Below are 26,252 nucleotides of genomic sequence, written 5' to 3' on the forward strand. Positions count from 1 at the left end.
AGGTCTCGCTGATCCACTGGATCACGGCCAGGGCCACATCCTGCTTGTCCTTGAACTGGTGGTACAGCGCCCCACGGGTGAACCCGGCCTCGCGTGCCACCTGTTCGAGTACGAGATTGCCGTAGCCGTAGCGGGACAGGTTGCGCGCGGCCGACTCCAGGAGGGCGCCGCGCGTGCGGGCACTTCGGTCTGCTTGGGGGTAATTCTTCGGCCGACTCCGCTTCCTGGACGGCCGTCAGTCCGTCAGTCCTCCAGGCGGACCGGCATCAGGATCGAGAAGGCGTCCTCGTCGTCGGGCCGGCGGACCGCGATCGGCGTCGTGGGGGTGCCGAACTCCAGGACCAGCCGGTCCCTGTCCCCCGCGGTCAGCGCCTCCAGCAGGAACTCGCGGTCGACGCCTACGCGGTACGGGTCGTCGGCAGCGTCGGTGCCGTCGGCGCACAGGTCCACCGCGCCGCCCTCCCCCACCCTGAGCACGCTGACCTCACGCGCTCCGGCCTCCTCCCCGGAGCGGACGGGGCCGGTCTCCAGAGCCTGGCTCCGGCCTCCAGCGCCACGCGGCCACCGTCGGCGGACAGCCGAACGGGGCCTTCGCCGGCGAGCAGTGCCCGCATCGCGCCGACGAGCGGGCCGGGCACGATGGCCTGAACGCGACCCTCGCCATGTCCGGCGATACCCGCCCGCGCGACAGCCAGCCGGTACCGGTCGGTGGTCACGACGTGGAGGCTCTCCCCCTCGATGTCGAACAGGACGCCGCCGAGCATCGGCAGCTCCGGGTCGGTGCTCGCCGCGAAACGGACCGCGTCGAGCGCGGCGGCCAGTTCGGGCGCGGCGACGGACAGCCGGAGGGCGGTGGTGTGGAGCGAGGCCATGTCGTTCTCCCTGTGGTCGAGTAGAGCCCGGAGCGTGGAGAACGCGCGGCGAGCGTCGGACAGCCCCTGTTCGAGGCGGCGCAGATGCGCCGTGAGCAGCTTCCGCACCAGATCGGTGTCCGCACCGGACCAGCTGGCAAGCACCAGCCGGATGTCCGCGAGCGGCATCCCGGCCCGGCGCAGGCGGGCCAGCAGCTGGGCCTCTTCGAGCTGCTCGGGCTCGTACCAGCGGTACCCGCTCGCCGGGTCCACCCAGGCCGGGACGAGCACACCGGCCCGGTCGTAGAACCGCAGGGCGCTCACGCCCAGGCCACTGTCGCGGGCCGTCTCGCCGATGCTGCGCATGTCGTTCTCCACGTCCGGAACTCTGGGCCCTGCACAAGGTCGAGGGTCAAGCCGGCCGCCCGGCCTCGGCCGTCCGGTGTCCCGGCATGCCAGGATCATGGAGAGCGGGAAGTCCAGCGAAGTCCAGCGCACGGAGATCAGTGGCATGGAGACCGGTAGTGGGGAGATGGGCGGTGTGCGGGATCTGCCCGCTTCGGCGACCGAGGCCGACGGGTCGGTGGTCGTGCGCGTGCTCAGTTACAACGTCCGCTCCATGCGTGACGACGTCGCGGCCCTCGGCCGGGTGATCACGGCCTGTCGGCCCGATGTCGTCTGCGTCCAAGAGGCACCGCGGTTCTTCCGCTGGCGCAAGGCCGCCGCCCGTCTCGCCCGGAGCTCCGGGCTCGTGTACGTGTCGGGCGGCGCCACCGCCTCCGGGCCCATGATCCTGTGCTCGCTCAGGGCCCACGTGGAGCACACCGAGGACGTCCTGCTGCCCCGGACCCCCGGTCTGCACCAGCGTGGCTTCGCCACCGCCGTGCTGCGGTGGGGCCGAGCCGCCCGGCTCGGGGTGCTCAGCTGTCATCTGAGCATCGACGAACGGGAGCGCTACGAGCAGGGCCGACTGCTCCTCGAACGGCTGTCCGCCCTCGACGTGCCGCATGCCGTCGCCGGTGGCGATGTCAACGACCGGCCCGACGGCCGGACCTTCGGTCTGCTCGCCGGTGCCCTCCAGGACGGCTGGGCGACGCGGCCGTGGGGGCGGGAGCACACCACCCGGCTCGGCGATCCCCTGCAGCGCATCGACGCCGTCTTCGCGACGCGCGGGGTGGAGGTGCTGGGGTGCGGGGTGCCGATGGGTCTCGCCGGGGTCCACGAGGAGGACCTCAGGGCGGCCACGGACCATCTGCCCGTACTGGCCGCTCTGCGGGTACCTGCCGCCGCCGAGACGGGATGAGCCGATTCCGGATCTCCCGTCGGGATAGCGATTTCTGCGTAGTCATCCGCTGCAAGTGCCGTAGCGGCGGCCGAATAGTTCCGGTTGATATCCACGGCTGTTGACGCACGGGGAGATGCGGAGTAGATCCCTTGTCACTGCAATCCGCACAGCGACGTGATCGATGATTCCCCGGGGTCCGGTTCCCAGATCTCCGGGGCGGCCGAGCATGAGTGGGGACAACGAAATCCCCGTCGGCGATCCGCTGCTGCGAAATTGAGGGAGACGAACATATGCTTCGTGTCACGGCAGACATATTCTCCGGCCGTCCCGACCCCGTCTCCGACGTCATCGACGAGAACGAAGTGCGGGCGCTGCTCCGCGAGGTGGACGGAAACCGGCACCTGTTCCTCGATGACGCACCGGCCGAGGGCGGCCTCGGCGTCAGGGGATTCTGGATCGAACCGATCAACGACGAGGTCGGAAACGACTTCGGCCCCGAGCCGAGGCTGTACCTTCCCGTCGGCGCCCAGGCCCGCGGCACCCGCGCGGCCGAGCTCGGCGAGCGGCTCATCACCTTGATGGAGCGCGGCGAGCCCAGCGCCACCGACGAAGCGGCGCGACCGCTGGACGCCTCGCTGCGCACACTGCTGATCCCGCAGCTCGCGGCCCCCGCCCGCCTCACCGTCACGGACAGGACCGCCTCCGCTGAGACGGAACAGCGCACGGAACAGGGAGCGGAGCAGGAGACCGCGGAAGTCACCTGCACCATCGAACTCGGGACGTTCAATCCGGACTTCTGGAACAACGACTCGACCGTCCGGCTGAACAACAACTGCTACAACTACGCGAGCAACTGGCGCACGAATACGTTCGCCCAGCCGGGCCGCGGTTGCGGCAGCATGTACAAATCCATCACGACCGCCGAAATGACGCGCGCGTCGCTGTGCGACGGAATGCACCACCGGTTCGACTGCTTCCCGGACGCCGAGAAGCCGCGCTACCTGGTGGCGCTGGTCATCGCTCCCGGTCCCGGCTTCGTCGACTTCCACTGGTACCGGAAGCAGCAGGAGGGATTCTGGGGCCACAAGCCCGGCGGTACCGCCGCCCGCAACACGGACAACAGCGGCAACGTGATCTACAACCCGGAGACCGCCAACCGCGGCCCGTACACGGTATTCTGCGGATACTTCTACGGGTGCAACTCGCAACGGCAGCGGATACGGTAACCGACGCGGAACGGCCGGTATGGACGTCGAGATCGATCTCTACAGTGGGCGGCGGAATCCGGTGTTCGCGATGGCGCCGGAAGCCGGGGAAGAGCTGCTGCGCCGGATCGCCGCGCTGCCGCCGGCGCCCCCGGGCGCCGCTCCACTGCGGGGTCTCGGCTACCGGGGCCTTCGGGTCACCGGCTTCCCGCCGGGCGACGTCTCGTGGATCGCGGTGTCCGGCGGCGTAGTCGTCGTCCGGCGGCAGAGCGGCGCGGAGCGGGTCCTTGCGGACGCCGGACGCTCACTGGAGCGCTTCCTCGCCGGCCTCGCCGCCGACAGCCTGGAGCCGCCCGAGATGTCGGCGCTGCGCGAGGCGGTGCGCGAGATGCGGGGCGGGGTGCGGGGCGACTGACCGGCGCATCGGGCGACCGGCCGGCGCATCGGCGTCCGCCGGGACACGCTGACGCGCACCACCTGCAAAACACCCCGGATGAGGGCCAGTTGGCGGGGTATCGGGAGTCGCATGCAGCGAAATCTCTTCGATCCCGAGAATCTGGTACAGCCCGCGTCCGCCCCCGGACTGACGCAGGAGAACCCGATGGCGGTCCGTTACGCCGTCAAGGGTGAGGCCAGGGCCCGGCAGGGGACCATGGTCGCCTGGCGCGGCGCCCTGGAGTTCGAGCGGCAGGGCCAGGGCGTGGGCAACTTCCTCAAGCGCGCGGTGACCGGTGAGGGCCTGGCCCTGATGTCGATCACGGGTGAGGGGGAGGCGTGGTTCGCGTCCGACGCGGCGCACTGCTTCCTCGTCGACGTGGACGCCGACCACGGTCTGACGGTCAACGGCAAGAACATCCTGTGCTTCGACGCCTCCCTGGACTACGACATCACGACCGTCAAGGGTGCGGGGATGGCGGGCGGGGGCCTGTTCAACTGCACCTTCACCGGCACCGGACGGCTGGCACTGACCAGTGCGGGCATCCCGCTGGTCCTGCCCGTGACCCCGCAGGCACCCGTCCACGTGGACACCGACGCCGTGGTGGCCTGGAGCCCTCGGCTGACCACGTCGCTGCACCGCTCCCAGAGCATCGGCTCGATGGTCAAGGGCGGCTCCGGCGAGGCCGTGCAGCTGAAGCTGGAGGGAGAAGGCGTCGTGGTCGTCAACCCCGGCGAACCGAAGCCGGCGCCCACGTCCTGATCACCCGAAGTCACCGTCGGCCGCCCCGGGTCACGCCCGGCGCCACCCGGTTGGCCCCCAGCCGCACCGCTGCCACCTGCGGTGATGCCGGGAGCCGGGCGCGAGGTGGGCGGCGCGAGGCCACACTGGTGGTATGCGCGACGCCGACCGACCGGAGACTGTGTCACGGAGGTTCCCCGAGGCGCCGACCAGCGCGGCGGCGGCCCGGCGACTCGTACGGGCCGCTCTCGAAGGCGTCCCCGCCGAGCCGGCCGACACGGCCGAGCTGCTGGTCGGCGAACTCGTGACCAACGTGGTACTGCACGCGCGCACCGAGGCCGAGGTGTCGGTCCAGTTCCTCCACGGCAGAATCCGCGTGCAGGTCAGTGATGACCGGCCGGACCGCGAACCCATGCCGCGGAACTGCCCTCCGTACACCGGTGCGGGTCAGGGGCTGCCCCTCGTCGAGCACCTGGCATCGCGGCACGGGGTGGAGGTCGGCGTACGGCACAAGACCGTGTGGTTCGAGCTGTGGACGGACGGTCCGGCACCGCCGTCACCCGGGTGGGGTACGGCGGTCCCGCGCGCCGGTTCCGGGAGCACGGTGACGCTCGTCGACGTGCCCAGCGCCCTGTACTCGGCGAGCCAGCAGCACCGGCACGCGGTGCTGCGCGAACTGACGCTCGCCCTGACCACGGGCAGCGTGCCGGGAATCCACCCCGAGGACCTGCTCACCGCCAACGACATCGACCACGTGCTCAGTGCCTGCACGGCAGTCGTGTCGGCGGGGCCGCTTCCCGACGCGCCACTGCGCTCCATGCGGCTGCCGCTGCCGGCGGGTGCCGCGCCCGCGGTGCGCGTCCTGCGCCAGGTGCTCGTCGCGGCCGAGGAGGCGGCCCGCGAGGAACATCTGCTCACCCTGCCCGCTCTCCCCCGCGGTCGGGCCTTCCAGGACTGGATGTTCGACCAGGTCCTGGGCCAGCTCGCCGGGGAGCGCCCCACGGCCTGGACCGTGATGCCCCATGAACCGGAGGTCAGCGTCTCGGAGCTGTTGCCCTGGGACGCCGGCCACGTACGGGCCAGCCGGTCCCCCACCATCGTCGCCGACGCCGACAACCGCATCATCGCCGCGAACGGGCCCGCCGCCGACCTGCTCGGCTGGCAGCCGGACGACCTCGTCGGGCGGCGCCTCACCACGCTCATCCCCGAACACCTGCGCCGGCGCCACAGCGCGGCGTTCACCTCCCTGCTGCTCACCGGTCGGGCCCGCATCGTGGGCCGCTCCGTGCCGCTGCCGGCGCTGCACCGCGAGGGCCACGTCGTACCCGTACGGCTGTACATCGAGACGCAGGAGACCGGCGACGGGCAGACCGTCTTCGTCGCCCGGCTCGCACCCCGGGCAGCGGCTTCCCTCGACACGCCGGACCCGCACAGCGAGGTGACACCGCTCCCCGAGGACACCGAAGCACCCGCGCCACCGGCCCCGGAGCCCGCCCGCGACACGAGCCGCGCCCAGACGGACATGAACCCGCTGGACCGCCTCACGCTGCTCGCCGACACGGGTGCCACGCTCAGCAACAGCCTCGATCTCAGGCAGGGGCTGCGCACGGTCGGCCGGCTCCTGACGCAGCGTCTCGCCGACTGGTGCGTGGTGGACCTCTTCACCGAGGACGCCGAGATGGACCGGGTCTGCGTCGCCCTCAGCGACGTACTGGGGCCGCGTCCCGTGGTGCACGAGGGCAGGCTCCCGCCGGTCTCCGAGGCGTCCCGCGGGCCGCTGGCCCGGGCCCTGCGCGGCGCGGGACCGCTGCTGCTGACCGGTGCCCCGCCGACGAACCAGGCCGGCAGCGCGCTGGACGCCGACTACCTGGAGCTGTTCAGGATGCTCGGCGCGGGCAGCTCCGTCGTCGCGCCCCTGAGCGCCCGCGGCGAGATCTTCGGCGCGTTGACCGTGACCCGGACGACCGAGCGGAGGGCGTTCACGGAAGAGGACCTGTCCCTGGTCGGCGATCTGGTGCGCAGCCTGGCCCTGGGCGTGGACAACGCCCGCCTGTACCAGCAGACCCGCAACATCGCCGAACGCCTCCAGCGCTCCCTGCTGCCCCCGTTGCCGCAGGTCGACAACCTCCAGCTGGCCGCCCGCTACGCCGCCTCCTCCACCACCGCGCAGGTCGGCGGCGACTGGTACGACAGCTTCGGCCTGCCCAACGGTGACACCGCTGTCGTCATCGGCGACGTCACCGGGCACAACCTCGACGCGGCCATCGCCATGAGCCAGTTGCGCAGCATGCTCCGCGGCATCGCCATGGACCGCCAGGAGCCGCCCGAGGTGGTGCTGCGCCGCCTGGACCTGGCCAACCACAGCCTGTACCGGGAGGCCACGGCCACCTGCCTCTACGGCCTCGTGAAGGGCGCCGCGCGGGGTCCGTGGGAGCTGGCGCACTCCTCCGCGGGCCATCTGCCGCCGCTGCTGACCACCTGGGAGGGCGACGCCCGCTACATCGAGGGCGGCTCGGGGCTGCTCCTCGGGGTGGAGCCCACGATGCCCCGCCGGACGGCCGCCACCGTGCTGCCGGCCCGCTCGACCGTGCTCCTGTACACCGACGGCCTGATCGAGCGGCGCGACGAGCCCCTCGACCGCGGTCTCGACCGGCTGCGCCGGTACGCGACGAGGCTGGCACGCGAGCCCCTGGAGACGTTCTGCGACGAGCTGCTGATCGGCCTGGGGGCCGACAGCGCCGACGACATCGCCGTACTCGCCATCCGTCCCGAACCGCCGTCCGACGCGGACGTCTCCCCCGCGCGGGAGCGATGAGTTCACGCGGCGGGCCGGGTCTGCCCTGACATGAGTCACATCGGCAATGACAGCACGATCCACGCCAACGGGGTCGCCCTGGGCTTCGAGTCGTTCGGCGACGAGGGCGCCCCGCTCGTCCTGCTCGCGGGCGGCACCACGATGCTCTCCTGGCCCGACGCGCTGTGCGAGCGCCTCGCCGCCGGCGGACGCCGGGTGGTGCGCTACGACCTGCGTGACAGCGGGCGGTCGACGACGCGGGACCCGGAGGCCCCCGCGTACACCCTGCGCGATCTCGCCGCCGACGCGGCGGCTCTCGCGGACGCGCTCGGCGGCCGGCCCGCGCACCTCGCGGGCATCGGCGTCGGCGGGATGGTCGCCCAGGTCGCCGTCCTCGACCACCCGGAGGCGTTCGCCGCACTCACCCTGGCCGGCACCCGCCCGGTCGCGCCCGGACCGCCCGACGACGACCTCCCCGACCACGACCCGGCGGCCATGGGCCGGCTTTTCGCACGGCCGATGCCGGACTGGACCGACCGTGACGCGGTCGCCGGGTACGCCGCCACCGGCGCGGAGATCCTCGGTGACGACCCCGCCGCCGCGTACGCGACCGCCGCGCGCGTCTGGGACCGCACGCCGGGCTCCGCGCCCCTGGTCCACCTGGCCAACCAGCTGGGCATGGTGTTCTCCCGGCTCGACTGCCGGCCCCGCTGGCGCGAGCGCCTGCCCGAGATCGGGGTCCCGACGCTCGTCGTCCACGGCCACCGCGACCCGTTCTTCCCCGTCGGCAACGGCGAGGCGCTCGCGCGCGAGATCCCCGGGGCACGGCTGCTCGCCCTCAAGGAGGCCGCCACGCACATCCCGGACGCGGCGGTCGGCGACGTCGGCGAGGCGATGCTCACGCTCGGACGACGCGATGCCCACGCTCGGATAGAGTGCTGAACCGCTCGCTGTCCAGCAACGTTCGTCCCACGCCTCCCGGAGGGTGACCGTGCGCAGCCTGACCTTCGTCATCGGGACGGGCCGCAGCGGCTCGACCGCGCTGTCCCGCATCCTCAACACCCACCCCGACGTGCTCAGTCTCAACGAGTACATGGCTTCGGTGGGTGACGCGGCCTTCCCTGAAGGGCCGTTGTCGGGTGCGGACTTCTGGGATGCCCTCTTCCGGCCCACCCCGTACTTCGCCGGCATGATCCGCAGCGGGCTGCTGATGCCCGAGTTCCTCTACACACGCCGCCCGGGGCGGTACACGGACGATCCCGCGGGCATCCCCGCCCTCTCCCTGATGGTCCTGCCCCACCTCACCGACGACCCGGACGGCCTGCTCGACGAAGTGCGCCCGGTGGTCCTCTCGTGGCCCGAACGGACCGCCGCCGCGCATCACGAAGCGCTCTTCGCGTGGCTCGGCGAGCGGTTCGGACGCACCGCCGTCGTGGAACGCTCCGGCTACTCGACGGGGTGGGCACCGGGGCTGCGGGCAGCGTTCCCGTACGCAAGGTTCGTGCACCTCTTCCGGGACGGTCCTGACTGTGCCCTGTCCATGAGCCGCCACCCGGGTTTTCGCGTGATCATGATGATGCGGGAGATCAGGGAGAGGACGGGCGTCGCCGGATTCGGCGAGCTCACGGACGACATGGTGCGCTCGCTGCCGCCGGAGCTTGCCCCGCTGCTCGCCGAGCGCTTCGACCCCGCTCTCGTACGCGACCGGGACCTGCCCGTGCGGCGCTTCGGGGCCCTGTGGTCGGAACTGGTCACGGAGGGGACGCGGTTCCTGGCCGGTCTCCCCGAAGACCGGCGCCTGTCACTCGCCTACGAGGATCTGCTCGACGCCCCGCGCGACGAACTCGCCCGCCTGGCCGCTTTCGTCGGCGTCGAGCCTTCGCCGCGGTGGCTGGACAGCGCGTCCGCCACGCTCGACGGCAGCCGCCGGGGTTCGGCGCGGCGTCAGCTGACGGCCGCCGGACTCCGTGAACTGAAGGAGAGCTGCGCCCCGGGCACCCGGGCCCTGGGCGGCGGGCCGGTCTGACGGCCGGCCCGGTGCCACGAGGCGCAGCCGCCGCTCAGTCGCCGGTCGTGCCGTCGAGCATCTCGCGCAGGATGTCCAGATGGCCGTTGTGGCGTGCCGTCTCCTCGGTGAGGTGGAGGAGAATCCAGCGCAGGTCGACGCGGAGGCCGCCGCGGACGGTTCCCTCGGCCTTGTCGTCCAGGCTGCGCCCGGCTACCAGTTCGCGGTAGCGGGCGCTCTGTCCGGCGTACTCGTCGAGCAGCCGCGGGAGCGGGAAGTCGACGGCGATACGCATCTCGCGGTCCGGGTCCTCCTCGGTCCACGGGCCCTGGTCCTCCTCGCCGAGGAAGACCACCTGGAACCAGTAGTACTCGACCCAGCGGAGGTGGTTGATCAGTCCGCTCATGGTCATCAGCGGTGAGCCGGGCAGGAGCGCCTTGCGGGCGTTCTCCTCGGAGACGCCCCGGCACTTGGCGCGGGCGGTGTCACGCGTGTAGTCGAGGAACGTGGTGAGCTGGGTGCGCTCGTCCCACGCGGCGGGTGTGTCATCGATTCTGGTCATCCCGCGAAGCATCCCCGAACACACGGCCGATGTCGAAGCCTTTGAGGCCCTACGGACGGCAGTGCGACCGCTCCCTCACGGCCCGTCCCATGCGAGTGACCGCCTCGGTGAGGATGGCCTGGGACGTGGCCAGGTTCAGGCGGACGTGTCCGGCTCCGCCCGTCCCGAAGACGTGCCCCGACGACAGGGCCACCTTGGCCCGGTCGAGGAACAGCTTCGCGGGGCCCGCCAGGTCGGTGACCACCGCTGGGCCCTTCTCCGCCGCGGGGGCGTCTTGTTCCGGGGCGAGGCCGAGGGGGCGGCAGTCGAGCCAGGCGAGGTAGGTTCCCTCCGGCCGGGTGCAGCCGACCTCGGGCAGGTGCTCCGCGACGAGCCGGCCCAACAGGTCCCGGTTGGCGTCGAGCCCTGTCAGCAGCGCGTCGAGCCACGCGTCGCCGTGGCGGAAGGCCGCCGTGTGCGCGATGACGCCGAGGTGGCTGGCACCGTGGTGGACCTCCTCGGGCATCCGGCGCAGATCACCGGCTGCCGCGGGCCCCGCGACGGCGAGCGCCGCCTTGATGCCGGCGAGGTTCCAAGCCTTGGTCGCCGACATGAGTGAGAAGGCGTCCTCGGCCCCCGGCACGCTCAAATACGGCTGAACCGGGCCCCCGGCAGCACGACCGGGGCGTGGATCTCGTCGGCGACGACCCGGACTCCGTACCGGCGGGCCGACTCCGCGACGGCCGCCAGTTCCTCGGAGGTGTGGACCGTACCGGTCGGATTGTGCGGGTTGCTCATGAGGTACGCGATCTTGCCGGTGCCGCTCCGCCGCCGGGCGTGCCGGAACGTCTCCTCCAGCCTGTCCAGGTCGAGCCGGAGATCCCGCCCGAGCGGCGCTTCGACGATCCGGCGGTCGTCGTGCTCGACGAAGGCGTAGAAGGGCGCGTAGACCGGCGAGTTGACGACGACCGGGTCGCCGGGGTCGGTGACGAGCCGCAGCACCTGGACCGCGCCCGTCATCACGTCGGGGATCAGCGCCACGCGATCCACGTCGAGACCGTCCCAGCTCCAGCGCCGGGAGGCGAAGCCCGCGAGTGACTCGGCGAACGCCGTGCCCGCCGGATAGCCGGTGTCACCGGCGGCGACGGCTTCGTGCAGCGCGTCGGCGATCGGCGGCGCGAGCATGACGTCCATCTCCGCCACCCACAGCGGCAGGACGTCGGCCGGGTGGGTGCGCCACTTCATGCTCCCGCGCCGGCGGAGTCGCTCCAGCGAGAGCTCTTCCAGGGGGTTCGCGTGCTGCCCTCGCCCGGCATGGGCGTCTCCTGGGGCGCGTCCGTCGACAGAGGTCATCTTCCGTATTGGACCGTCACGCCGCCCTCGGCGCAAGCATCGGGAGGCGGCGCGCCAGCGCACGGCAGGCGCCCGGCCAGCCCCCTTGCTTCGCTGTGGGAGCCGTGATCGGCAGCCCCACAGCGAAGCAAGGTCCCCCCTCAGAAGTGGCCTCGCACCTGCTCGCGTCACCGCTTTCGGCGGTTGCGGCATCGGCTGCGGTACGGAGGCCACGGTGGTCCATCATTTGCCCCGGATTCCAGTACGGTACGAGGGATTACGAGGATTACGGGGATTACAGGAGATACAGAGGTAGCCGGATTTCTACGCACGTGGAGGTGCGGGGGTACGGCTACCGCGTGGAGCCCTGCGCGGCAGTCGACGTCATGCCCGCCCGGGCGGGTGCAGGGTCTGCCCGGCCGACGACCGCGACCGGACCACCGGCCGGCGGCCGGGCGGCGCCCCTCACGGGGCCGGCAGATCGTGCACGAGTGCGCATGGTGCTCCTTCGGTTCGGCGTACCCCCCTGCACGGCACCGGTCGGCCGCCGCCTCGCCCGGGGCGGGTCCGGCCGACAGGGCCGTGCTGTCCCTCGCCGGCCAGGAGGCCCCCCGACCGTTCGGGCCGCGCGAGGTGACCCCGCCGAGACTGTCGGCACAGTCACCGGTCCGACAAGGGAATTCAGCGTTCGCGTCTGTTCGGAACAGGGCTCACGATGTTCCGAACAGGCGCGAACAAGGCTGGATTAGACGGTGCCCCATGGTCCGCTGTGGGGTCATGCTGAAGTAATGGGTCAGAAGGGAGACGGCTTGGCCGCGCCACCGGAGGAATCGCCCCAGCCCGCTCGGGCCCGGACGTCTGCCGAGTTCACGGCCGCCCTGCGCACGCTGCGGCTCTGGTCCGGGCTGACCTACCGCCAGCTTGAGGGCAAGGCCACCGCGCACTCCGACACACTTCCGGCCAGCACGATCGCGACCACTCTCGGCCGCGTCACCCTGCCCCGCGAACAGTTCGTCGACGCCTTCACGCGCGCGTGCGGCCTGGGCGAAGAGGAAGCCCGCCAGTGGCTGGAGGCGCGCCGCCGCATCGCCACCGCCGACCCGGTGCCGCTCGGCGACGAGGGCACCGCGAAGGACGAGGCCCCCAAGGACGAGGCCCCTGGGGGCACGGCTTCCGGAAGCGATGTCCTCAAGGGTGAGACGGGTGGGCCGGGAGACCAGGGGGACGGCCATGGCGACGGCCCTGCGGCTCCGGCCTCGGACACGACCGGCCGCGCACGGACCGCCGCGCGGTGGCGCCGCATGGCCGGCCTGCTCGGCGCCGCGCTCATCGGGGTCCTGGGCACGCTCGGCGCCAGCAGCGTGCTCCGCGACGCGTCGGAGCCGGCCGCCTTGCCGACGATGCCGGTGACCGGGCTGCGCATGCTGGCCGTGGGCAGCTGGGCCCAGATCCACCCCGCTCGCACGCCGGAGCTGTGTCTCACCGAAGGCCGGGACCGCACGGGCCGGTACGAGACCGCCGTCGCCGCTCAACGCCGGTGCGGGAAGTCCGGTTCGCCGCAGTTGTACCTCGAACCGGTGGGCAGGGACACCGTGCAGATCCAGTGGCACCACCCGAAGTACGGCATCGGGTGCCTCACCGTCCTGCCGAGCGGGCCGGGGCGCGACCTGCTCGAACCCCGCGACGACTGCGCCGAGGACAACCGGGCCCAGCAGTTCCGTATCGAACGCTTCGGCCCGCCCTCCACGGGCCACTTCCGCATCCGCCCGGTCGGCTCAGGGCACTGCCTGAGCCTGCGCCACCAGGACACCCATGACGGAGCCGAGATCATCCAGGGCCGCTGCTCCGGGGCCGCCGACCAGGACTTCCGGATCGAACTGACTCCCCCTCCGCAGACAGCCGCGGGAAGCACCCCTCCGTCACGACGGTGACGGAGGGGTGACGGCGACGGATCACCGGGCACGGCGAGCCCTTCATGCGCGCCGCCCCCGGGGCACGATGGACGTATGCGTACGCGGAACAGACCAGTGCTGGTCTTCGACGGAGACTGCGGTTTCTGCACCTCGGCGGTGCGGGTCATCGAACGGAGGGTACGCCCGCGCTGTGACGTCACGCCCTGGCAGCGGGCCGACCTCGCGGCGTTGGGCGTGTCGGCGGAGCGCGCCCAGCACGAAGTGCTCTGGGTGACGCCGGTGGGCAGGGTCTACGGCGGCGCGCAGGCCGTGGCCAGACTGCTGCTGAGCGCGGGCGGCGCGTGGAGCGTGGCGGGAGCGGTCCTCACGCTGCCACCGGCGCGTTGGGCCGCCCTCGGTGTCTACCGGCTCGTGGCGGACAACCGCCACCGGCTGGGCGGCACCGCGGCGTGCACACCGCCCGGCGGACAGCCGCCCCGCGCCTAGTCGCCGAGCGTCGCGGTCGCCCTGGTGTGACGGCACGGCGCTACGGGGCGGCACTGCGGGGCGGCCGGTCGCGGTCGGTGGTGGCCGGTCAGCCCAGGATCGGGGTGGTCTGCGCGGAAGCGATCCGCCAGGTCCCGCCCTCCTTCACGAGGATGTGGGTGAGCCGGCCCGACGTGGCGTGCAGCGGGGTCACGGGTTCGCCGTCGGCCCCCGGCTGCCGGCGGTCGGACACATGCTTGACGCTCGCCACGATCGCGACGTCGTCGCGCAGGAAGCGGATGTCCTCCACGTCGACGGTGGTGATCACGTCGGCCAGTGGCGACGCCAGGGCCTGCCGCATCGCCTCGGTCAGTGCGCCGCGCCCCGCGACCCGGCGTCCGCCGAAGTTCACGACGACCGTGTCGGCCGTGTGCAAGGGGATGAACCGGTCCACGTCGTTCTGGAACTCGACGGCATCGGCGACGACTTGGCGGATGGCGGCGACTTCCGCGGCCTCGGCGGTGGATGACTCGGTGCGCATGGCGACTCTCCCGGTACAGGTCGTCGGGTGACGGGGCGGTCCGTCCGCCCTTGACCAGATCTTCAGACATCAAGGCCACTTGAGGTCAAGTGTCACTGCCGAGGAGCGGCGGGGCGGCCGAGGCGTCGGCGCGGCGGGGTACGTGGTGCGGGCCGCGAGGGGCGACAGTCGCGTACCCTCGCGGCCTCTCCTCCGGGCTGCTCCTCGCCAGGCCGCGCCCTGCCCTTGATGCGCCTGGCGGTGGCGGCGGTTCCGGCCCCGGGACCGGGACCGTGGCCGGGCACGAGGCGTGCGGCCTAGCCCGAGGCGCGGCGGCCGTTGACGACGGCGCGTACGGCCCGGTCGCCGCGGGGATCGGCCATCAGGCGGGCCGATGCCCCTCCACCGCGGCAGCAACGCCGGACAGTGCGGCGGGATCGCCTCCAGGAGCCGCCGGTCGAACCGTGCGCTTCACTAGGCTTCTCAGAGTTGTCGGGTAATCGGCTCATGGCTCGCCCTTGGAGAAGTGATGTGGGATCGCTGGAGTGTCGAGTTCTACGACTTTCTGAAGCCGCCGCCGTCCTTGGGTGAGGTCATGCTCGGAGGATTCGGTGATCTGCACGACCGGGCGGCGAGGAACGGAGCTCAGCATGGCACGCCGGTCCTGTTCACTGTCTCGGGCTTTGCCGATCCAGGCGTGAATCTGTTCTTTCGCGTCTCGCCGATGAAGGGGCGCGGGGCCCGGACTTGGAAGCGGTACGCGTACACGCTGGTCGTGTGGTTGAACTTCCTGCAGGTGTTCGGAAGGGGCTGGCGGGAGGCCACGGCCCGGGACGTGGAGGCGTTCAAGGACTGGCGCCTAACCGATGTACGTAACGACGACCGGATCAAGGCAGCCAGCTTCGACACAGACCGTGCCGCTCTGAACACCTTCTACACCTGGGCGTTCGGGAAGTACGGGGTCCAGAACCCGGTGTCCGGGGTCGCCCTGGCAACGAACTCCGGCGGCCGTTTTGGACAAGAGGTCGGTCCTGGACGAGAGCGGCGCGATGGGCTCCGACCAGCGGGTTCACGTGGTCGGCAGGTGAAGTGGATGCTGCGTGCGCCCTTCGAGCAGTGGCGGGACGTCGGTCTGCGCGGCTACGGCTTCGACGGGTTGCGCAGAGCTGGCTGGTCGGGACCGAACGAGGACCGGGATGCGGTCTTCGTCGACGGGTTGTACGGCACGGGGCTGCGCCTTCAGGAGTGGGGAAGCGTCCTGGATGTAGAGATGCCACGTTCCGCTGGAGGCCGTCTTGCACGGGCCTGGCTGGCGGCGGCGTGCGGGAAGGGCGCCAAGGAGGGGCGGTGGTACCGAATACCGAGGGCGGTGCTGCGGGAGATCGAGGGCTACGCCGACCTATTGGAGGGTTCCCGGACGTAGGCGATACGCCGGGCCCAACGGCGAGGGACCTACGAGAAGATCCCGTATAAGCGGGTGGTCCGTGGCTACAACGCCCGAAGCCGGCTGCTGTATCTGGAGGGCGGGGGATCGCTCTCGGTAGACGTGCTGGGCCCCGACGAGCGCCGTCTGCTGTTCCGGCGCACCTCGTCTGGGCTGGAGCCGTTGGCGCTGTGGCTGTCGCCGAACGGGATGCCGAAGAAGTTCGAGGGCTGGGAGGACACGTTCACGGCTGCCAACGAGCGGATTCAGCGGGTCTGGGCGCAGGCGGGGGTGAGGGGCTCGTGCCGTTGTGGTGCCGTCCGCACATGTGCCGGCACTCCTTCGCCCTCAAGTGGTATTCGCTGCTCTCGACGGTGTGGCAGCCCCAGCTGGACGGGTTCACCGAGCAGGAACTTTTGGACATCCGGGAGATGTTCGGCGGCGTGTGGTACGCGCTGTCCCTCATGTTGGGGCACGCGGACCCGTCCACAACGCGGGACGCGTACCTGGAGCCGTTCACCGCGCTGCAGGTCGACTACTTGATGGAGTTGCTGGACAGCGAGGAGACCCAAGCGGTCGAGGCGCTGATCCGCACCGTGGCGGAGCAGGGTGGACGGACGCTGACCAGCGTCGCTCGTCCGGCCGCCCACGTTCAGACGGGGGGCCGGGCGTGAGCGGGGTAGGGCGCGGCGGGCGCCAGGCGGGCATGCCGCCGAGCGACTGGCGGCCTCCGGAGCGGCTGCTGGAGGCATCGGGGGGTACTGCGGTGCGCGTCATCGAGGAGTCCGGCGCCCGGTCGCGGGTCTTCGACTTCGCTAACATCCAGGACCCCAAGGGGAAGCGGGTCGTGATTGATGAGGGCCTGCAGTGCTGGTTCGCCTCCGCCTTTGCGGAACGTACTTCGCCGCGTTCGGGCGTTAAGCGGGTGAGAGGGGCCGAGAGCCTCTACTCGGTACTGTCCTGGCTCGCCCGCTACTTCTCCGTCCAGAGTCCGACCGTCCGGGGGCCGGGCGACGTCACTGAGGCGCACGTGCTGGAGCTGTGGAAGCACACGGAAGGACGAAACGCCGCCTCGCAGTGCACCCACCTTCATCGGCTCCGGCAGCTGTGGCGCGATGACGAGAAGCTGTCGAAGAAGGTGCGAGACGCGCTGTACAAGGAGCGGATGCCGGAGGTGACGGAGCTTTCCGACGTCCCGGCATACGACGACAACGCCATGCAGCGGATCATGGTCGCCCTGCGGCACGACGTTCGGGTGGCGCGGGACCGCATCCGGGCCGGCCAGGATCTCCTGGCCCGTTACCAAGCCGGACAGGTCGGGTCCGGGCATCCAGACCACGAGCTCGGCATGCTGCTGGACGTCTTCGAGCGCACGGGCGATCTTCCACGCGCGCCTGGAGGCACCATGGTGAGGGTGGTGTGGAAGCTGGGAGGATCCCAGGAGATCACTCGGCGGTTGTGCCTTTCCTCAAGGGAGTTGACGGCGTTCGGCCTGTTGCTGACGGTGTTGACCGCGGAGAACTTCGGCACGGTGGCAGCCTGGCCCGCCGCGCACTACCGGCCGGATGGTGGAGTCGAGGGAGTTCCCCAGATCGCGCTGATCGAGGCATCCAAGCCCCGGCGAGGCCCGGAGCGCGAGCACATGGTGACACCCGTGGAAGATGTGCCGGAAAAACTGGCCGTTCTCCTGGTCGCCGATGACCCAGAGTCCCGGCTGTTTCGTTCACCGCTACGGGTCTACCAACTGCTGCTGGACCTGACGCAGCTCGCCAGGCGCCACGGCGGCCACAGCTCGGCCTTCGCCGGATTCCGGACGCAGACATCCGGAGCGAAACGCTGGACGCGTGGGGCCGACGCCAAGAACATCGCCCGATGGTCCGTTCAGCACGGATTTCCTACCAAGGAGCCCACGAAGGACGGAGTCGAGCCGGTGGAGGCGCGGCGGCTGCGGCAGACCGGCATCGAGCGCAAGCGGCGCCCGGTGGCCCATACCCGGTCCACCATGAACGACCACTACCTCGCCCGCAGCAGGGACGTCGCTACCCAGTCCCGCGTCGTCGTCGCGGACGCACTGCGCTCCCAAGTCGCCGCTGCCCGCAAGCGACGCAGCATCACTGTACTGCCGGCCGCACTGGTTGCCCGGGCCGCCTCCGACCTGGAGGGCGCCGCCCGGGACGCTGACCTGGACCCTACGGTCCTTCACCGTCTGGTCTCCGGTGAACAGGACACCGTCCTGGCGGGGTGCACCGATCACCTCAGCAGCCCTGGGGCCCCTCCGGGCGAACCCTGCGCAGAATCGTTCCTGGCTTGCCTGGGATGCGAGAACGCCCGCGCGCTGCCCCACCAACTCCCCTTGCAAATAGCCGCTCTGGATCAACTGAGCAACCTGCAGGTTCACACCGACGTAGCGACGTGGAACGCGCGACACGCGGTGCACCATGAGCGACTCGAGGACCTGGTGGGGCAGTACCACCAGTCCGAGCAGGACCAGGCACGCCGACGGCTCACCGGGCGCCAGTCGGAAATGATCAACGATCTGATGGCCGGACGGATGGACCTGCGATGACCAAGGCCAAGGACGGTGCCGCTACCCTGCCGTCACTACTGAGCGCGCTTGCGGACAGGGAAGTGCTCCATACCCGGTCTGTACGGCACGGAACCGACCGCGCGGCACTGTCGAGGGTCGGGGATCGTGTCTGGTCGCTGGCGGAAGCGCAGCCGGACCAGCACACCCAATCGATCACGCTCCATTGGTCGACGTACCCGAGCCTGCTGGAATACGACTTCCGGGTCTTCATCCTGGCGACCCTAGACAGCCCGTACCCGCCCGCTCTGGGCAGGTTCACGGGGATCGATCAGGCGAGCGTCTCCACGGTGAGCAATTGGTTCAAGCGTCTGCGCGTTTTTGCGACCTGGCTGCGGCATCGTGGCATCGATCGGCTCTGCGAAGTGAACGACCGTGATCTCGACCTGTATCTGGATCATGTCCGGTCCATCCAGGCCAGCACGGGCACGCGCCGTCAGCTTTTGAGTGCAGTTCGGGCCGTGTGGGCCTATGCATCGTATTTGTCTCCGGAATGCCGTATGCCCGTCGCGGAGCCGTGGCAGGGGCGTTCTCCGGGCGAGCTCGCGGAGGACATCCAGACCGGCCGCGGCAACAAGACCGCGAGGATCGCGGTGGACACGATGATCCCCCTTTTGGACTGGACCCTGCGGATCGTCGAAGACATCGGCCCGGATGTCCGTGACGCCTGGCGAGAGTTCCGTCAGCTGTACACCGGAACCCATCCCGGGCAGGCGCGGTTTGCCGGGCTGCCGCGCACCGAGCGCATGAACCTCTTCCTCCGGGATGCGCACCGCACGGGTGTCGCACTGCCAGGTGACCCCGAGAACCCCGGCGCAATCGATTACAAGTACCTGGCCTGCCTCCTCGGGCTTCCGGTGCTGTCCAATTCCCTCGGCCTCGCGCCACGTTCGATCGCCGAAGCCTCCGGGATTCCGGTGGCCGGGGACTTCTTCATCGGTAGTGTCACTGGTCAGGTCGACGGGCGCCCATGGAGGGACAAGCCGATCACGGCGTCCGAACTTCCCGAACTTGTCTGGGTGGTGACGGCGGCATGTTTCGTCACCGTGTCCTATCTATCCGGTATGCGCCCCGGGGAAGTGTCCAATCTCCGCCGCGACTGCCGTGCGGAGGATCCCGATTCCGGGGAGCTGCTGGTGCTCGGGCACCGCGGCAAGGGCCACAACCGCACCGCGGCCGAGTCACACAGACCGGCCAGCCGCCCCTGGGCCGTCGTCCGCCCTGTACACCAGGCCATCGACCTGCTGGAGACGCTGCACGCAACCGACCTGCTCTTCCCCACCCGCCTGCCTGGCAGCAGCGGCCGCAAGAGTCATCGTATGGGCACCCTGACGTGGGGCTCCAGCAAGACCATCCGTGAGCTGCAGCGACTCCAAGACTGGGTGAACTCCACCTTCACCCCCGCCGATGGTGGCGTCGCGATTCCTCCAGATCCCATCAAGCACCTGCACGCGTCGCGCTTCCGCCGCACCCTCGCGTACTTCATCGTCCGCCGACCCCGCGGCCTCATCGCCGCTGCCCTGCAGTACGGCCATCTCAAGACGAAAGTCACTCTGAACTACGCTGCCACCGGTGACGATTCCTGGCTGGACGACGTCGCCGTGGAGCGACTGGAGATGGTCCTCGAGCAGTCCGAGGACGACTGGACCCGCCTGGATGAGGACAACGAGCACGTCAGCGGGCCGGCCGCAGCTGAGTACCGTCGCCGCACCGCCGGCGCAGCGACCTTCCTCGGCCGCACCGTACGCGCTCAGGCCAGCGTCAAACGGCTCCTCGAGCAGAGCGACACCGACATTCATCACGGCGAAGCCATGACCTGCGTCCATCGTGCCGAAACCGCCGAGTGCCGCAAGGAGAAGCTGCTGCTCGGCCTTCCCGCCGACGATGGGCCCGACGAATCGCTGTGTCACAGCACCTGCGCAAACCTCGCCTACACCGACCGGGACATCGCCGATCACCGCATGCGGCTGCTCGTCCTAAAAACCGAGGCTCGTGACCCGATGACTCCACGTCCGCGCCGGGACCGAGCTTCCGCACAAGCGGCGCAGATCTGCGCGGTGATCGAGCGGCACGAGGCGTCACGCGCGGAAGCCACGCACGTGGAAGGCGGTCGGGTCGCATGACGCGGAAGAACCGAGACCGGGAAGTCGAACGTCAGCACATACGCGCCGCCACAGAACGCCTTCTGGCTGGGACACCCCTGCGCTCGCCCGTCGGAAAGCTCACGGGGACCGAGTTGATCGCCGAGTGCGGGCTACGGCGCGACGTCGTCTACGGCGATCACAAAGAGCTTGTGGATGAGTTCCGGGCACGGGCCAAGGCGCAGTACTTCACCCCGCAGGTCGTCCAGGACATGGCCGACGAGAACATCGCACTGCGCGAGGCCCTGGGGAAGGTCAAGACGGATCTCGCGGCGGAGCGCGAACGGGTTCGCGCCCTGGTGCGCGCTGCCACCGAGCTGTCCCTGGAGCTAGAGCAGGCCCGCGAAGAACTCGCAGCGGCTCAGCAGGTCACCCGGCTTCCGGGCCCGCGAGAAACCAGACGAGTGCCCGAATGAAGCTGGGCACCTCCCATGAACACCGCCACGAGAGGACCGCAAAGTGACGCTCGTCGTCGACCAGATCCGCGCCGAGCACCATGAGAGGTGACCACCATGATTCTTTGTGGCCCAGCTGCCCGGTGTGGTGTCGCTACCGGCCCGCGTTCTTTGTGGTGGAGGGGCTGTCGCTGTTCTGGGTGGCAGCCCAGGAGGCGAGCAGGCGCAGTCCTTCTTCGGAGGGCGAGCCGGGTGCGGCGGTGTAGATGGTGAGGGTGAGGCCGGGTTCGGCGGCCATTTCCAGGACCTCGAAGGCGATGGTGAGCTCTCCGGCGGCCGAGTGTGCCTGCGGCGCACTGTTGGTTCTACTGCTTTGTGGCCCGCCGCCCTTGCACCACGCGGGGGCGGGCCACATGGGAAGGGCATGTCAGATGGTGTATCGCACGTAACGCTCGCCCTTGAACAGGTAAACGTCCTTTCCGCTTCCGGGGACGGCGCAGCCGGCCTGGAGGTTGTAGGCGAACTCGGTGTCGGCCAGTCGCGGCCAGCCGGTGATGATGTTCTGGACGCCGTTGCGGATCCGTTCGTTGCGGCAGTCGTAGCGCACGTACTTGTCGCCTTTGAACAGGTAGACGTCGGTGGAGCTGCCGGGAACGCTGCAGGCGGCGTCGAGGTTGCTGGTGAAGTTTGTGCCCCTCAGGCCAGGCCAGCCGTCGGAGAGCCTGCCGATGCTGGCCCGCTCGTTGCGGCAGTCGTAGTTGACGTACTGGTCGCCCTTGAACAGGTAGACGTGGGTCGTGCTGCCCGGAATGAGGCAGGCGGCGTCGAGGTTGCTGGTGAAGTTCGTGCCCCTCAGGCCAGGCCAGCCGTCGGACAGCCTGCTCTGGCGGCCCTCCTCGCTGCGGCAGTCGTAGCGCATGTACTGGTCGCCTTGGAACAGGTAGACGTCGGTAGCGCTGCCCGGAGCGAGGCAGGCGGCGTCGAGGTTGCGGGTGAAAGAGGAGCCGAGCAGCCCGGTCCAGCCGGTGGCGAGGAACTGGAAGCTTCCCTCCGGAGGAGGTCCCGGAGGGGTGTCGCCCGTGTACTTCACATGCAGGGCGAAGTGGCCCATCCCCGAGGAGCGCGCATTGAACTGCAAGGTCATGCGCCGGCCTTCGGTGTAGTACAGCGCCTTCAGGTCCGACCGGTTCAGGGCGAAGCCGCGGGTGAGGACCATGTCATCGTGGTTGCGCAGGGCCTCCCAGAAGGTCGCCAGGAGGCTCATCCCGGTGATCATGTAGCCGAGCATGTCCGCACCAGGGACGAAGTTCAGCGCGAAATCGACCAGACTCAGCGCGTCGACGGCGTCCCCGAGCGCCTTCCCCAGCGCGGTGTACCACTCGGCGTTGGACTGGTCGGCCTCCCAGCACGTGATCATCAAGGCGCTGAGATTGCCGGTGAAACTGGCGTCGAAGAACGCCATTCTCCCGGTGCCATGCTCGCCGGAGATGGGGTAGTCGTTGTTGCCAGACACACTGCCTGTCTCGCCGGTGCGCGTGTGGAACTTGTAGTTGTGGGACTGACAGGCCGCGGTCCAGTAGATCTCGTCGGCACCGCCCCACTGGTCGCCGGCCGCTTGGCGGCAGCGGAACCCGGCCCACTCCAGCTTCGCCCTGAACGGCGTGTTGGATGCCGACCCATCCGTGGGCGCGCTGCCGTCTGTCTGTTCCTGCGTGGCGGTACCGAACTGGGCGCCGTTGAACAGGGTCAGGCCGTAGCCGTAGGCATCGGCTGCGTCGCTGAACGCATCTGTCTCCAACTGCTCCCCCGCCAGCAGGCGGGTGCGGTTGACCCACGCGACGTTGGGCTGGTTGGCCGCCAGTTCCCCGACGGCCCGCATGCGCGCAGCGACGTCCTCGGGCGTGAACGGCTCGTCGAGGCCACGCCGCACGACCGCCTGCGGCACCAGCGCCACCGTGCCGGCATCCCGCTGCTCACGGTAGGCCCGCCCCAGCGCCCGCACCTCGCCCTCCCCCAGCACACCGATTAGCGGCGCCAGGAACGACTGCTCCCACTCGGTCAGCTCCCGCCCCGTCTCCGCGCGCGCCGCAGTGTGCAGCCATACCCCTGTCGCCACATTCGTTTCAGGGTTTTGGCGCCGCTGCCGCCGATGTGACGCGACAGTTGGCGCTCCCGCCAGCATCCGCCGCCATCGGTCCAAGCGCTCCTGCCTGCCCTCTGCAGATGCTTGCCACGTGCTGGTGTTTGCCGTCATCTGGTCTCCATCTCGGAGCACTTCAGCCGCAGCATGAAGTCGTGTCGGGCTGCCCCGACGCCCCCCATAACGAATGAACATTCGATTTTGCGGCATTTTGGGTGCTATAGACCCAAAACACCTCGATGCTGCCCCGGCAACGGCCTCGGCGAACAACGGGGCAGCGGTTGGTGCCAAAGCACCCTGTGCCATCGAGCATTGATCGTGTGCCATCGATGTTTGAGCGCCCCTGTCCGGGGGCTGCTGGCTGGGGTAGTTGCGCCCGAGGGGAACTCGCAGGTGCGACCACGTTAGAAGAGCTATTCGGGACGGACCTGCGCGGCCTGCATGCCCTTTTGGCCCTTTTCGGCGACGAAGGACACCTTCTGCCCCTCCTTGAGGGCCTTGAAGCCGTCAACCTCGATGGCCTTGAAGTGGACGAACAGGTCCTCGCCCCCACCGTCAGGGGCGATGAAGCCGAACCCCTTCTCATCGTTGAAGAACTTCACAGTGCCGGTCTGTCGGTTGCTCACGCTGCCGCCGATCTCTCTGAGGGGGTGATGATCAACCCCAATCACACCACTCCGGCCCCTCCGACGTAGGGAGATCAGGCCATTGGCCAGCGTGATTCACCTCCGGGACAGATTCGGGCCAGCGCCCCGAAGGGGCCGATTGGCTGCTCAGGAGTGGTGGCGCCGTGCAGCTCATGCGCGGTGATCAGCCGCTTGAACCGCGGATACGCGGTCCGTTCGATCGAGGTCACAACCCACCCCAGACCTCAGGCGATGGTCGACATCACCACCAACGACACTGGGCCGAACGGGTGACGGGCCGGGTCCTCACGGCAAGATCACCCCGTGGCCCCTTTAGGCTCACCTCGGCGATACCCCAAGGCAGGGCGACAACCTCCATCCCGACAAGTGACTTGCCTAATGAAGGAGCTGGACGTCGCCATGAGTTCCAGGTAGGCGGGCAGCGACTCGTACTGCCGCTCGCGCTCCCCGAACCCGGTCCACTTGCGCACTTCTCCGGTCTCACCGGCCTCACCGGTCTCACCGGTCTCACCGGTCTCACCGGTCTCACCGGCGGACAACCGCCACAGCGCCCGCGACTCCGCCGGAACGCTCACGCCGAGGGCTTCTTCGAGAGCCACGATCTCGTCGTCGGAAGCGCCGGGCTCAAGTGCCGCGTACGACGGCGGGGCGTACTCGGCCAGCCATTCCACGATCCGGCTCCATGCCCGGGTGACGCGTCGACTAGCGCGTGGCCAGCCGGTCCAAGAGAGTGGCGCTCCGCGCCAGCAACTCCCGCTCCTCGTCCGTGAGTTCCGACTCGATGGCCCGCGCGAGCCAGCCGACCCTGCGGCCTCGCTCCGCCTCTAGCGCGGCCCTGCCCGCGTCCGACAGCTCCACCAGCGACTTGCGGCCGTCCGTGGGGTGCGCCCGGCGCGTGACCAGGTCCTGTTCCATGAGCAGTCCCACAGCCCTGGCCATCGACTGGGGGCGTACGCGCTGATCGGCGGCGAGATCGCTGGTCGTCATGGCGCCGTTGCGGTCGAGAGCGCCGAGCACGGCGACCTGGCCCAGCGGGATGCGGTCCTCGTGTTTGACGCGCCGGGTGAGCTTGCCCATCGCGGTACGAAGTTCGGCGGCGATGGCGGCGGCTTCCGAGGTGGGCATAGGGCACTTTATCCCGCCGGCCGGCAGGACCGGACACCTGACCTGCGCAGCAGCGGGGCCGAGCAGGACGACGAGCAAAGGCAACGCTGTGCCGTGCCGCTGCACGGCGGCTCTGCACGGCGCACAGCGCACCGCACAGGCGCCGCTCTGGGCACTGAGCGCTGAACAGCAAAGCTGCACAGCCAAACTGATCAGCCGAACTGTTCAGCCTTGCTGTAGAGTCCGCGTTGTCGGGGTCAGCGCCAGCGTCGTCGCAGCCAGGGCCACGGCACACGGCAACGGAAGGAACTCCCATGTCCGCGAAGGCAGTCGGAGCAATCGGAGCAGTCGGAGCAGTTGGCACCGTCGACGCCGCCATCGAGACCGTCACCGCCCGCTGCATCATCGACAGCCGGGGCAACCCCACGGTCGAGGTCGACGTCGTCCTTGCGGACGGTTCCCTGGGGCGCGCGGCCGTCCCCTCCGGTGCCTCCACCGGCGCCCGCGAGGCCGTGGAACTGCGCGACGGGGACTCCGCGCGCTGGCACGGCAAGGGGGTCGACCGCGCGGTGGCCCACGTCAACGGAGAAATCGCGGCGTCCGTGCGCGGCCGGAGCGCGGCGGACCAGGCGGGACTCGACGCCGCGCTGGTCGCCCTCGACGGCACCGCCACGAAGTCCCGGCTCGGCGCCAACGCGATCCTCGGCGTCTCCCTCGCCACCGCCAAGGCCGCCGCGGCGGCCCACCGCCAGCCCCTCTACCGCTACCTCGGCGGCGCCGACGCCCACCTCCTGCCGCTGCCGATGATGAACATCGTCAACGGCGGCGCCCACGCGGACAATCCGCTGGACTTCCAGGAGTTCATGATCGCACCGGTCGGTGCGGCCAACTTCGCGGAAGCCGTCCGCATGGGCAGCGAGGTCTTCCACACCCTGCGCCGCGACCTGCTGGCGGCCGGGCACTCCACGGGCGTCGGTGACGAGGGCGGCTTCGCGCCCGCGCTGCGTACCGCCGAGGAGGCGCTCGACTTCGTGACGGCCGCCGTCGAGCGCACCGGATACCGCCCCGGCGCGGACATCGGACTGATCATGGACCCGGCGTCGTCGGAGTTCTTCCGCGACGGGGTCTACGACTACGCGGGCGAGGGCGTGCGCCGCACGCCCTCGGAGCACGCCGACCACCTGGCCAGGCTCATCGACGCCTACCCGATCGTCGCCATCGAGGACCCGATGGCGGAGGACGACCTGGACGGCTGGCGCGACCTGACCGCCCGCGTCGGCGACCGCTGCCAGCTCACCGGCGACGACGTGTTCTGCACCAACGAGGCGCTGCTGCGCGAGGGCATCCGCACCGGCGTCGGCAACTCGGTCCTGGTCAAGGTCAACCAGATCGGCACCCTGACCGAGGCGCTGACCGCGGTGGCCACGGCCCACGAGGCGGGCTGGACGGCCGTCATGTCACACCGCTCGGGCGAGACGGAGGACACCACCATCGCGGATCTGGCGGTGGCGACGGGCTGCGGGCAGATCAAGACCGGCTCGCTCTCCCGGTCCGACCGCACGGCGAAGTACAACCAGCTGATCCGGATCGAAGAGGAGCTGGGCGACTCGGCGCGCTACGCGGGCCGCGCCGCGCTGCGCCTCCCGCACACCCTGCGCGAGCGCGCTCGTGATCATGACGGGTGCGACCCCGGTCGACAGGGACCAGCGCAGGGCCTCAAGCGCTTCCGC

Annotated in this window: 22 protein-coding genes and 3 pseudogenes; 15 read left to right on the top strand and 10 right to left on the bottom strand. The window is 70.2% G+C overall.

Annotation, left to right across the window (positions count from 1 at the left end):
• Positions 1-82: 82 nt before the first annotated feature.
• Both AB0I16_RS17585 and AB0I16_RS17590 read right to left on the bottom strand, forming a co-directional pair.
• Positions 83-160: pseudogene (locus AB0I16_RS17585) on the bottom strand (TetR/AcrR family transcriptional regulator); the annotation flags it as partial.
• 83 nt (positions 161-243) lie between these two features.
• Positions 244-1,217: pseudogene (locus AB0I16_RS17590) on the bottom strand (MerR family transcriptional regulator).
• 166 nt (positions 1,218-1,383) lie between these two features.
• Between AB0I16_RS17590 and AB0I16_RS17595 the strand changes: the two are divergent.
• From AB0I16_RS17595 to AB0I16_RS17625, 7 genes are all read left to right on the top strand, one after another.
• Complete coding sequence (locus AB0I16_RS17595; protein WP_363250305.1) at positions 1,384-2,154, top strand: endonuclease/exonuclease/phosphatase family protein; 771 nt, start codon at positions 1,384-1,386, stop codon at positions 2,152-2,154.
• Positions 2,155-2,426: 272 nt separating this feature from the next.
• Complete coding sequence (locus AB0I16_RS17600) at positions 2,427-3,362, top strand: hypothetical protein (protein WP_363250270.1); 936 nt, start codon at positions 2,427-2,429, stop codon at positions 3,360-3,362.
• Positions 3,363-3,381: 19 nt separating this feature from the next.
• Positions 3,382-3,756: a hypothetical protein gene (locus AB0I16_RS17605; RefSeq protein ID WP_363250271.1), complete on the top strand. Its 375-nt coding sequence runs from the start codon at positions 3,382-3,384 to the stop codon at positions 3,754-3,756.
• A 111-nt stretch (positions 3,757-3,867) separates the two neighbouring features.
• Positions 3,868-4,539, top strand: coding sequence for an AIM24 family protein (locus AB0I16_RS17610; RefSeq protein WP_363250272.1), 672 nt, complete (start codon positions 3,868-3,870; stop codon positions 4,537-4,539).
• Positions 4,540-4,672: 133 nt separating this feature from the next.
• The gene (locus tag AB0I16_RS17615; protein ID WP_363250273.1) at positions 4,673-7,333 is read left to right on the top strand and encodes a SpoIIE family protein phosphatase; all 2,661 of its coding nucleotides are present in this window, start codon (positions 4,673-4,675) and stop codon (positions 7,331-7,333) included.
• A 30-nt stretch (positions 7,334-7,363) separates the two neighbouring features.
• A complete protein-coding gene (locus tag AB0I16_RS17620) occupies positions 7,364-8,254 on the top strand; it encodes an alpha/beta hydrolase (protein WP_363250274.1) in 891 nt (296 codons plus the stop codon).
• 49 nt (positions 8,255-8,303) lie between these two features.
• The gene (locus AB0I16_RS17625) at positions 8,304-9,338 is read left to right on the top strand and encodes a sulfotransferase (protein ID WP_363250275.1); all 1,035 of its coding nucleotides are present in this window, start codon (positions 8,304-8,306) and stop codon (positions 9,336-9,338) included.
• Between the two features lie 34 nt (positions 9,339-9,372).
• Here the strand turns inward: AB0I16_RS17625 and AB0I16_RS17630 are convergent, their stop codons facing one another.
• Both AB0I16_RS17630 and AB0I16_RS17635 read right to left on the bottom strand, forming a co-directional pair.
• On the bottom strand, positions 9,373-9,879 hold the full coding sequence (locus tag AB0I16_RS17630) for a DinB family protein (RefSeq protein ID WP_363250276.1): 507 nt from the start codon (positions 9,877-9,879) through the stop codon (positions 9,373-9,375).
• A gap of 49 nt (positions 9,880-9,928) precedes the next feature.
• A pseudogene (locus AB0I16_RS17635) lies at positions 9,929-11,211 on the bottom strand (MalY/PatB family protein).
• A 767-nt stretch (positions 11,212-11,978) separates the two neighbouring features.
• Between AB0I16_RS17635 and AB0I16_RS17640 the strand changes: the two are divergent.
• Positions 11,979-13,121, top strand: a complete 1,143-nt coding sequence (locus AB0I16_RS17640; RefSeq protein ID WP_363250277.1) for an RICIN domain-containing protein — start codon at positions 11,979-11,981, stop codon at positions 13,119-13,121.
• Positions 13,122-13,196: 75 nt separating this feature from the next.
• Entirely contained in the window at positions 13,197-13,589 is a 393-nt protein-coding gene (locus tag AB0I16_RS17645) for a DUF393 domain-containing protein (protein WP_363250278.1), read from the top strand.
• Positions 13,590-13,677: 88 nt separating this feature from the next.
• Here the strand turns inward: AB0I16_RS17645 and AB0I16_RS17650 are convergent, their stop codons facing one another.
• Entirely contained in the window at positions 13,678-14,109 is a 432-nt protein-coding gene (locus AB0I16_RS17650) for an SgcJ/EcaC family oxidoreductase (RefSeq protein ID WP_363250279.1), read from the bottom strand.
• Between the two features lie 508 nt (positions 14,110-14,617).
• Between AB0I16_RS17650 and AB0I16_RS17655 the strand changes: the two genes are divergently transcribed.
• The 5 genes from AB0I16_RS17655 (at position 14,618) to AB0I16_RS17675 (ending at position 20,652) form a co-directional block, all read left to right on the top strand.
• Positions 14,618-15,511 carry a site-specific integrase gene (locus tag AB0I16_RS17655; RefSeq protein WP_363250280.1) on the top strand — a complete coding sequence of 298 codons (894 nt, stop codon included), beginning with the start codon at positions 14,618-14,620 and terminating at the stop codon, positions 15,509-15,511.
• A 326-nt stretch (positions 15,512-15,837) separates the two neighbouring features.
• Positions 15,838-16,185 carry a hypothetical protein gene (locus AB0I16_RS17660; RefSeq protein WP_363250281.1) on the top strand — a complete coding sequence of 116 codons (348 nt, stop codon included), beginning with the start codon at positions 15,838-15,840 and terminating at the stop codon, positions 16,183-16,185.
• 92 nt (positions 16,186-16,277) lie between these two features.
• Complete coding sequence (locus AB0I16_RS17665) at positions 16,278-18,077, top strand: hypothetical protein (protein ID WP_363250282.1); 1,800 nt, start codon at positions 16,278-16,280, stop codon at positions 18,075-18,077.
• Positions 18,074-20,218, top strand: a complete 2,145-nt coding sequence (locus AB0I16_RS17670) for a site-specific integrase (RefSeq protein ID WP_363250283.1) — start codon at positions 18,074-18,076, stop codon at positions 20,216-20,218. Before AB0I16_RS17665 ends, AB0I16_RS17670 begins: the two co-directional genes overlap by 4 nt.
• On the top strand, positions 20,215-20,652 hold the full coding sequence (locus AB0I16_RS17675; RefSeq protein ID WP_363250284.1) for a hypothetical protein: 438 nt from the start codon (positions 20,215-20,217) through the stop codon (positions 20,650-20,652). The genes AB0I16_RS17670 and AB0I16_RS17675 overlap by 4 nt, the downstream gene beginning before the upstream one ends.
• 133 nt (positions 20,653-20,785) lie before the next feature.
• Here AB0I16_RS17675 and AB0I16_RS17680 read toward each other — a convergent pair whose 3' ends face one another.
• The 5 genes from AB0I16_RS17680 to AB0I16_RS17700 all read right to left on the bottom strand — a co-directional run bounded on the left by AB0I16_RS17680 (position 20,786) and on the right by AB0I16_RS17700 (position 24,543).
• Entirely contained in the window at positions 20,786-21,046 is a 261-nt protein-coding gene (locus tag AB0I16_RS17680) for a hypothetical protein (protein ID WP_363250285.1), read from the bottom strand.
• Positions 21,047-21,058: 12 nt separating this feature from the next.
• Positions 21,059-22,885 (bottom strand): hemopexin repeat-containing protein, encoded by a 1,827-nt coding sequence (locus tag AB0I16_RS17685; protein WP_363250286.1) that lies wholly within the window; start codon positions 22,883-22,885, stop codon positions 21,059-21,061.
• Between the two features lie 299 nt (positions 22,886-23,184).
• Entirely contained in the window at positions 23,185-23,397 is a 213-nt protein-coding gene (locus tag AB0I16_RS17690; protein WP_363250287.1) for a cold-shock protein, read from the bottom strand.
• A gap of 317 nt (positions 23,398-23,714) precedes the next feature.
• A complete protein-coding gene (locus AB0I16_RS17695) occupies positions 23,715-24,089 on the bottom strand; it encodes a hypothetical protein (protein WP_363250288.1) in 375 nt (124 codons plus the stop codon).
• Positions 24,090-24,120: 31 nt separating this feature from the next.
• Entirely contained in the window at positions 24,121-24,543 is a 423-nt protein-coding gene (locus tag AB0I16_RS17700; protein WP_363250290.1) for a MarR family transcriptional regulator, read from the bottom strand.
• Positions 24,544-24,836: 293 nt separating this feature from the next.
• Between AB0I16_RS17700 and eno the strand changes: the two genes are divergently transcribed.
• A partial coding sequence (gene eno, locus AB0I16_RS17705) for a phosphopyruvate hydratase (RefSeq protein ID WP_363250291.1) occupies positions 24,837-26,252 on the top strand: 1,416 nt, incomplete at its 3' end.

This window comes from Streptomyces sp. NPDC050703 (assembly GCF_040654435.1).
Classification (GTDB): domain Bacteria; phylum Actinomycetota; class Actinomycetes; order Streptomycetales; family Streptomycetaceae; genus Streptomyces.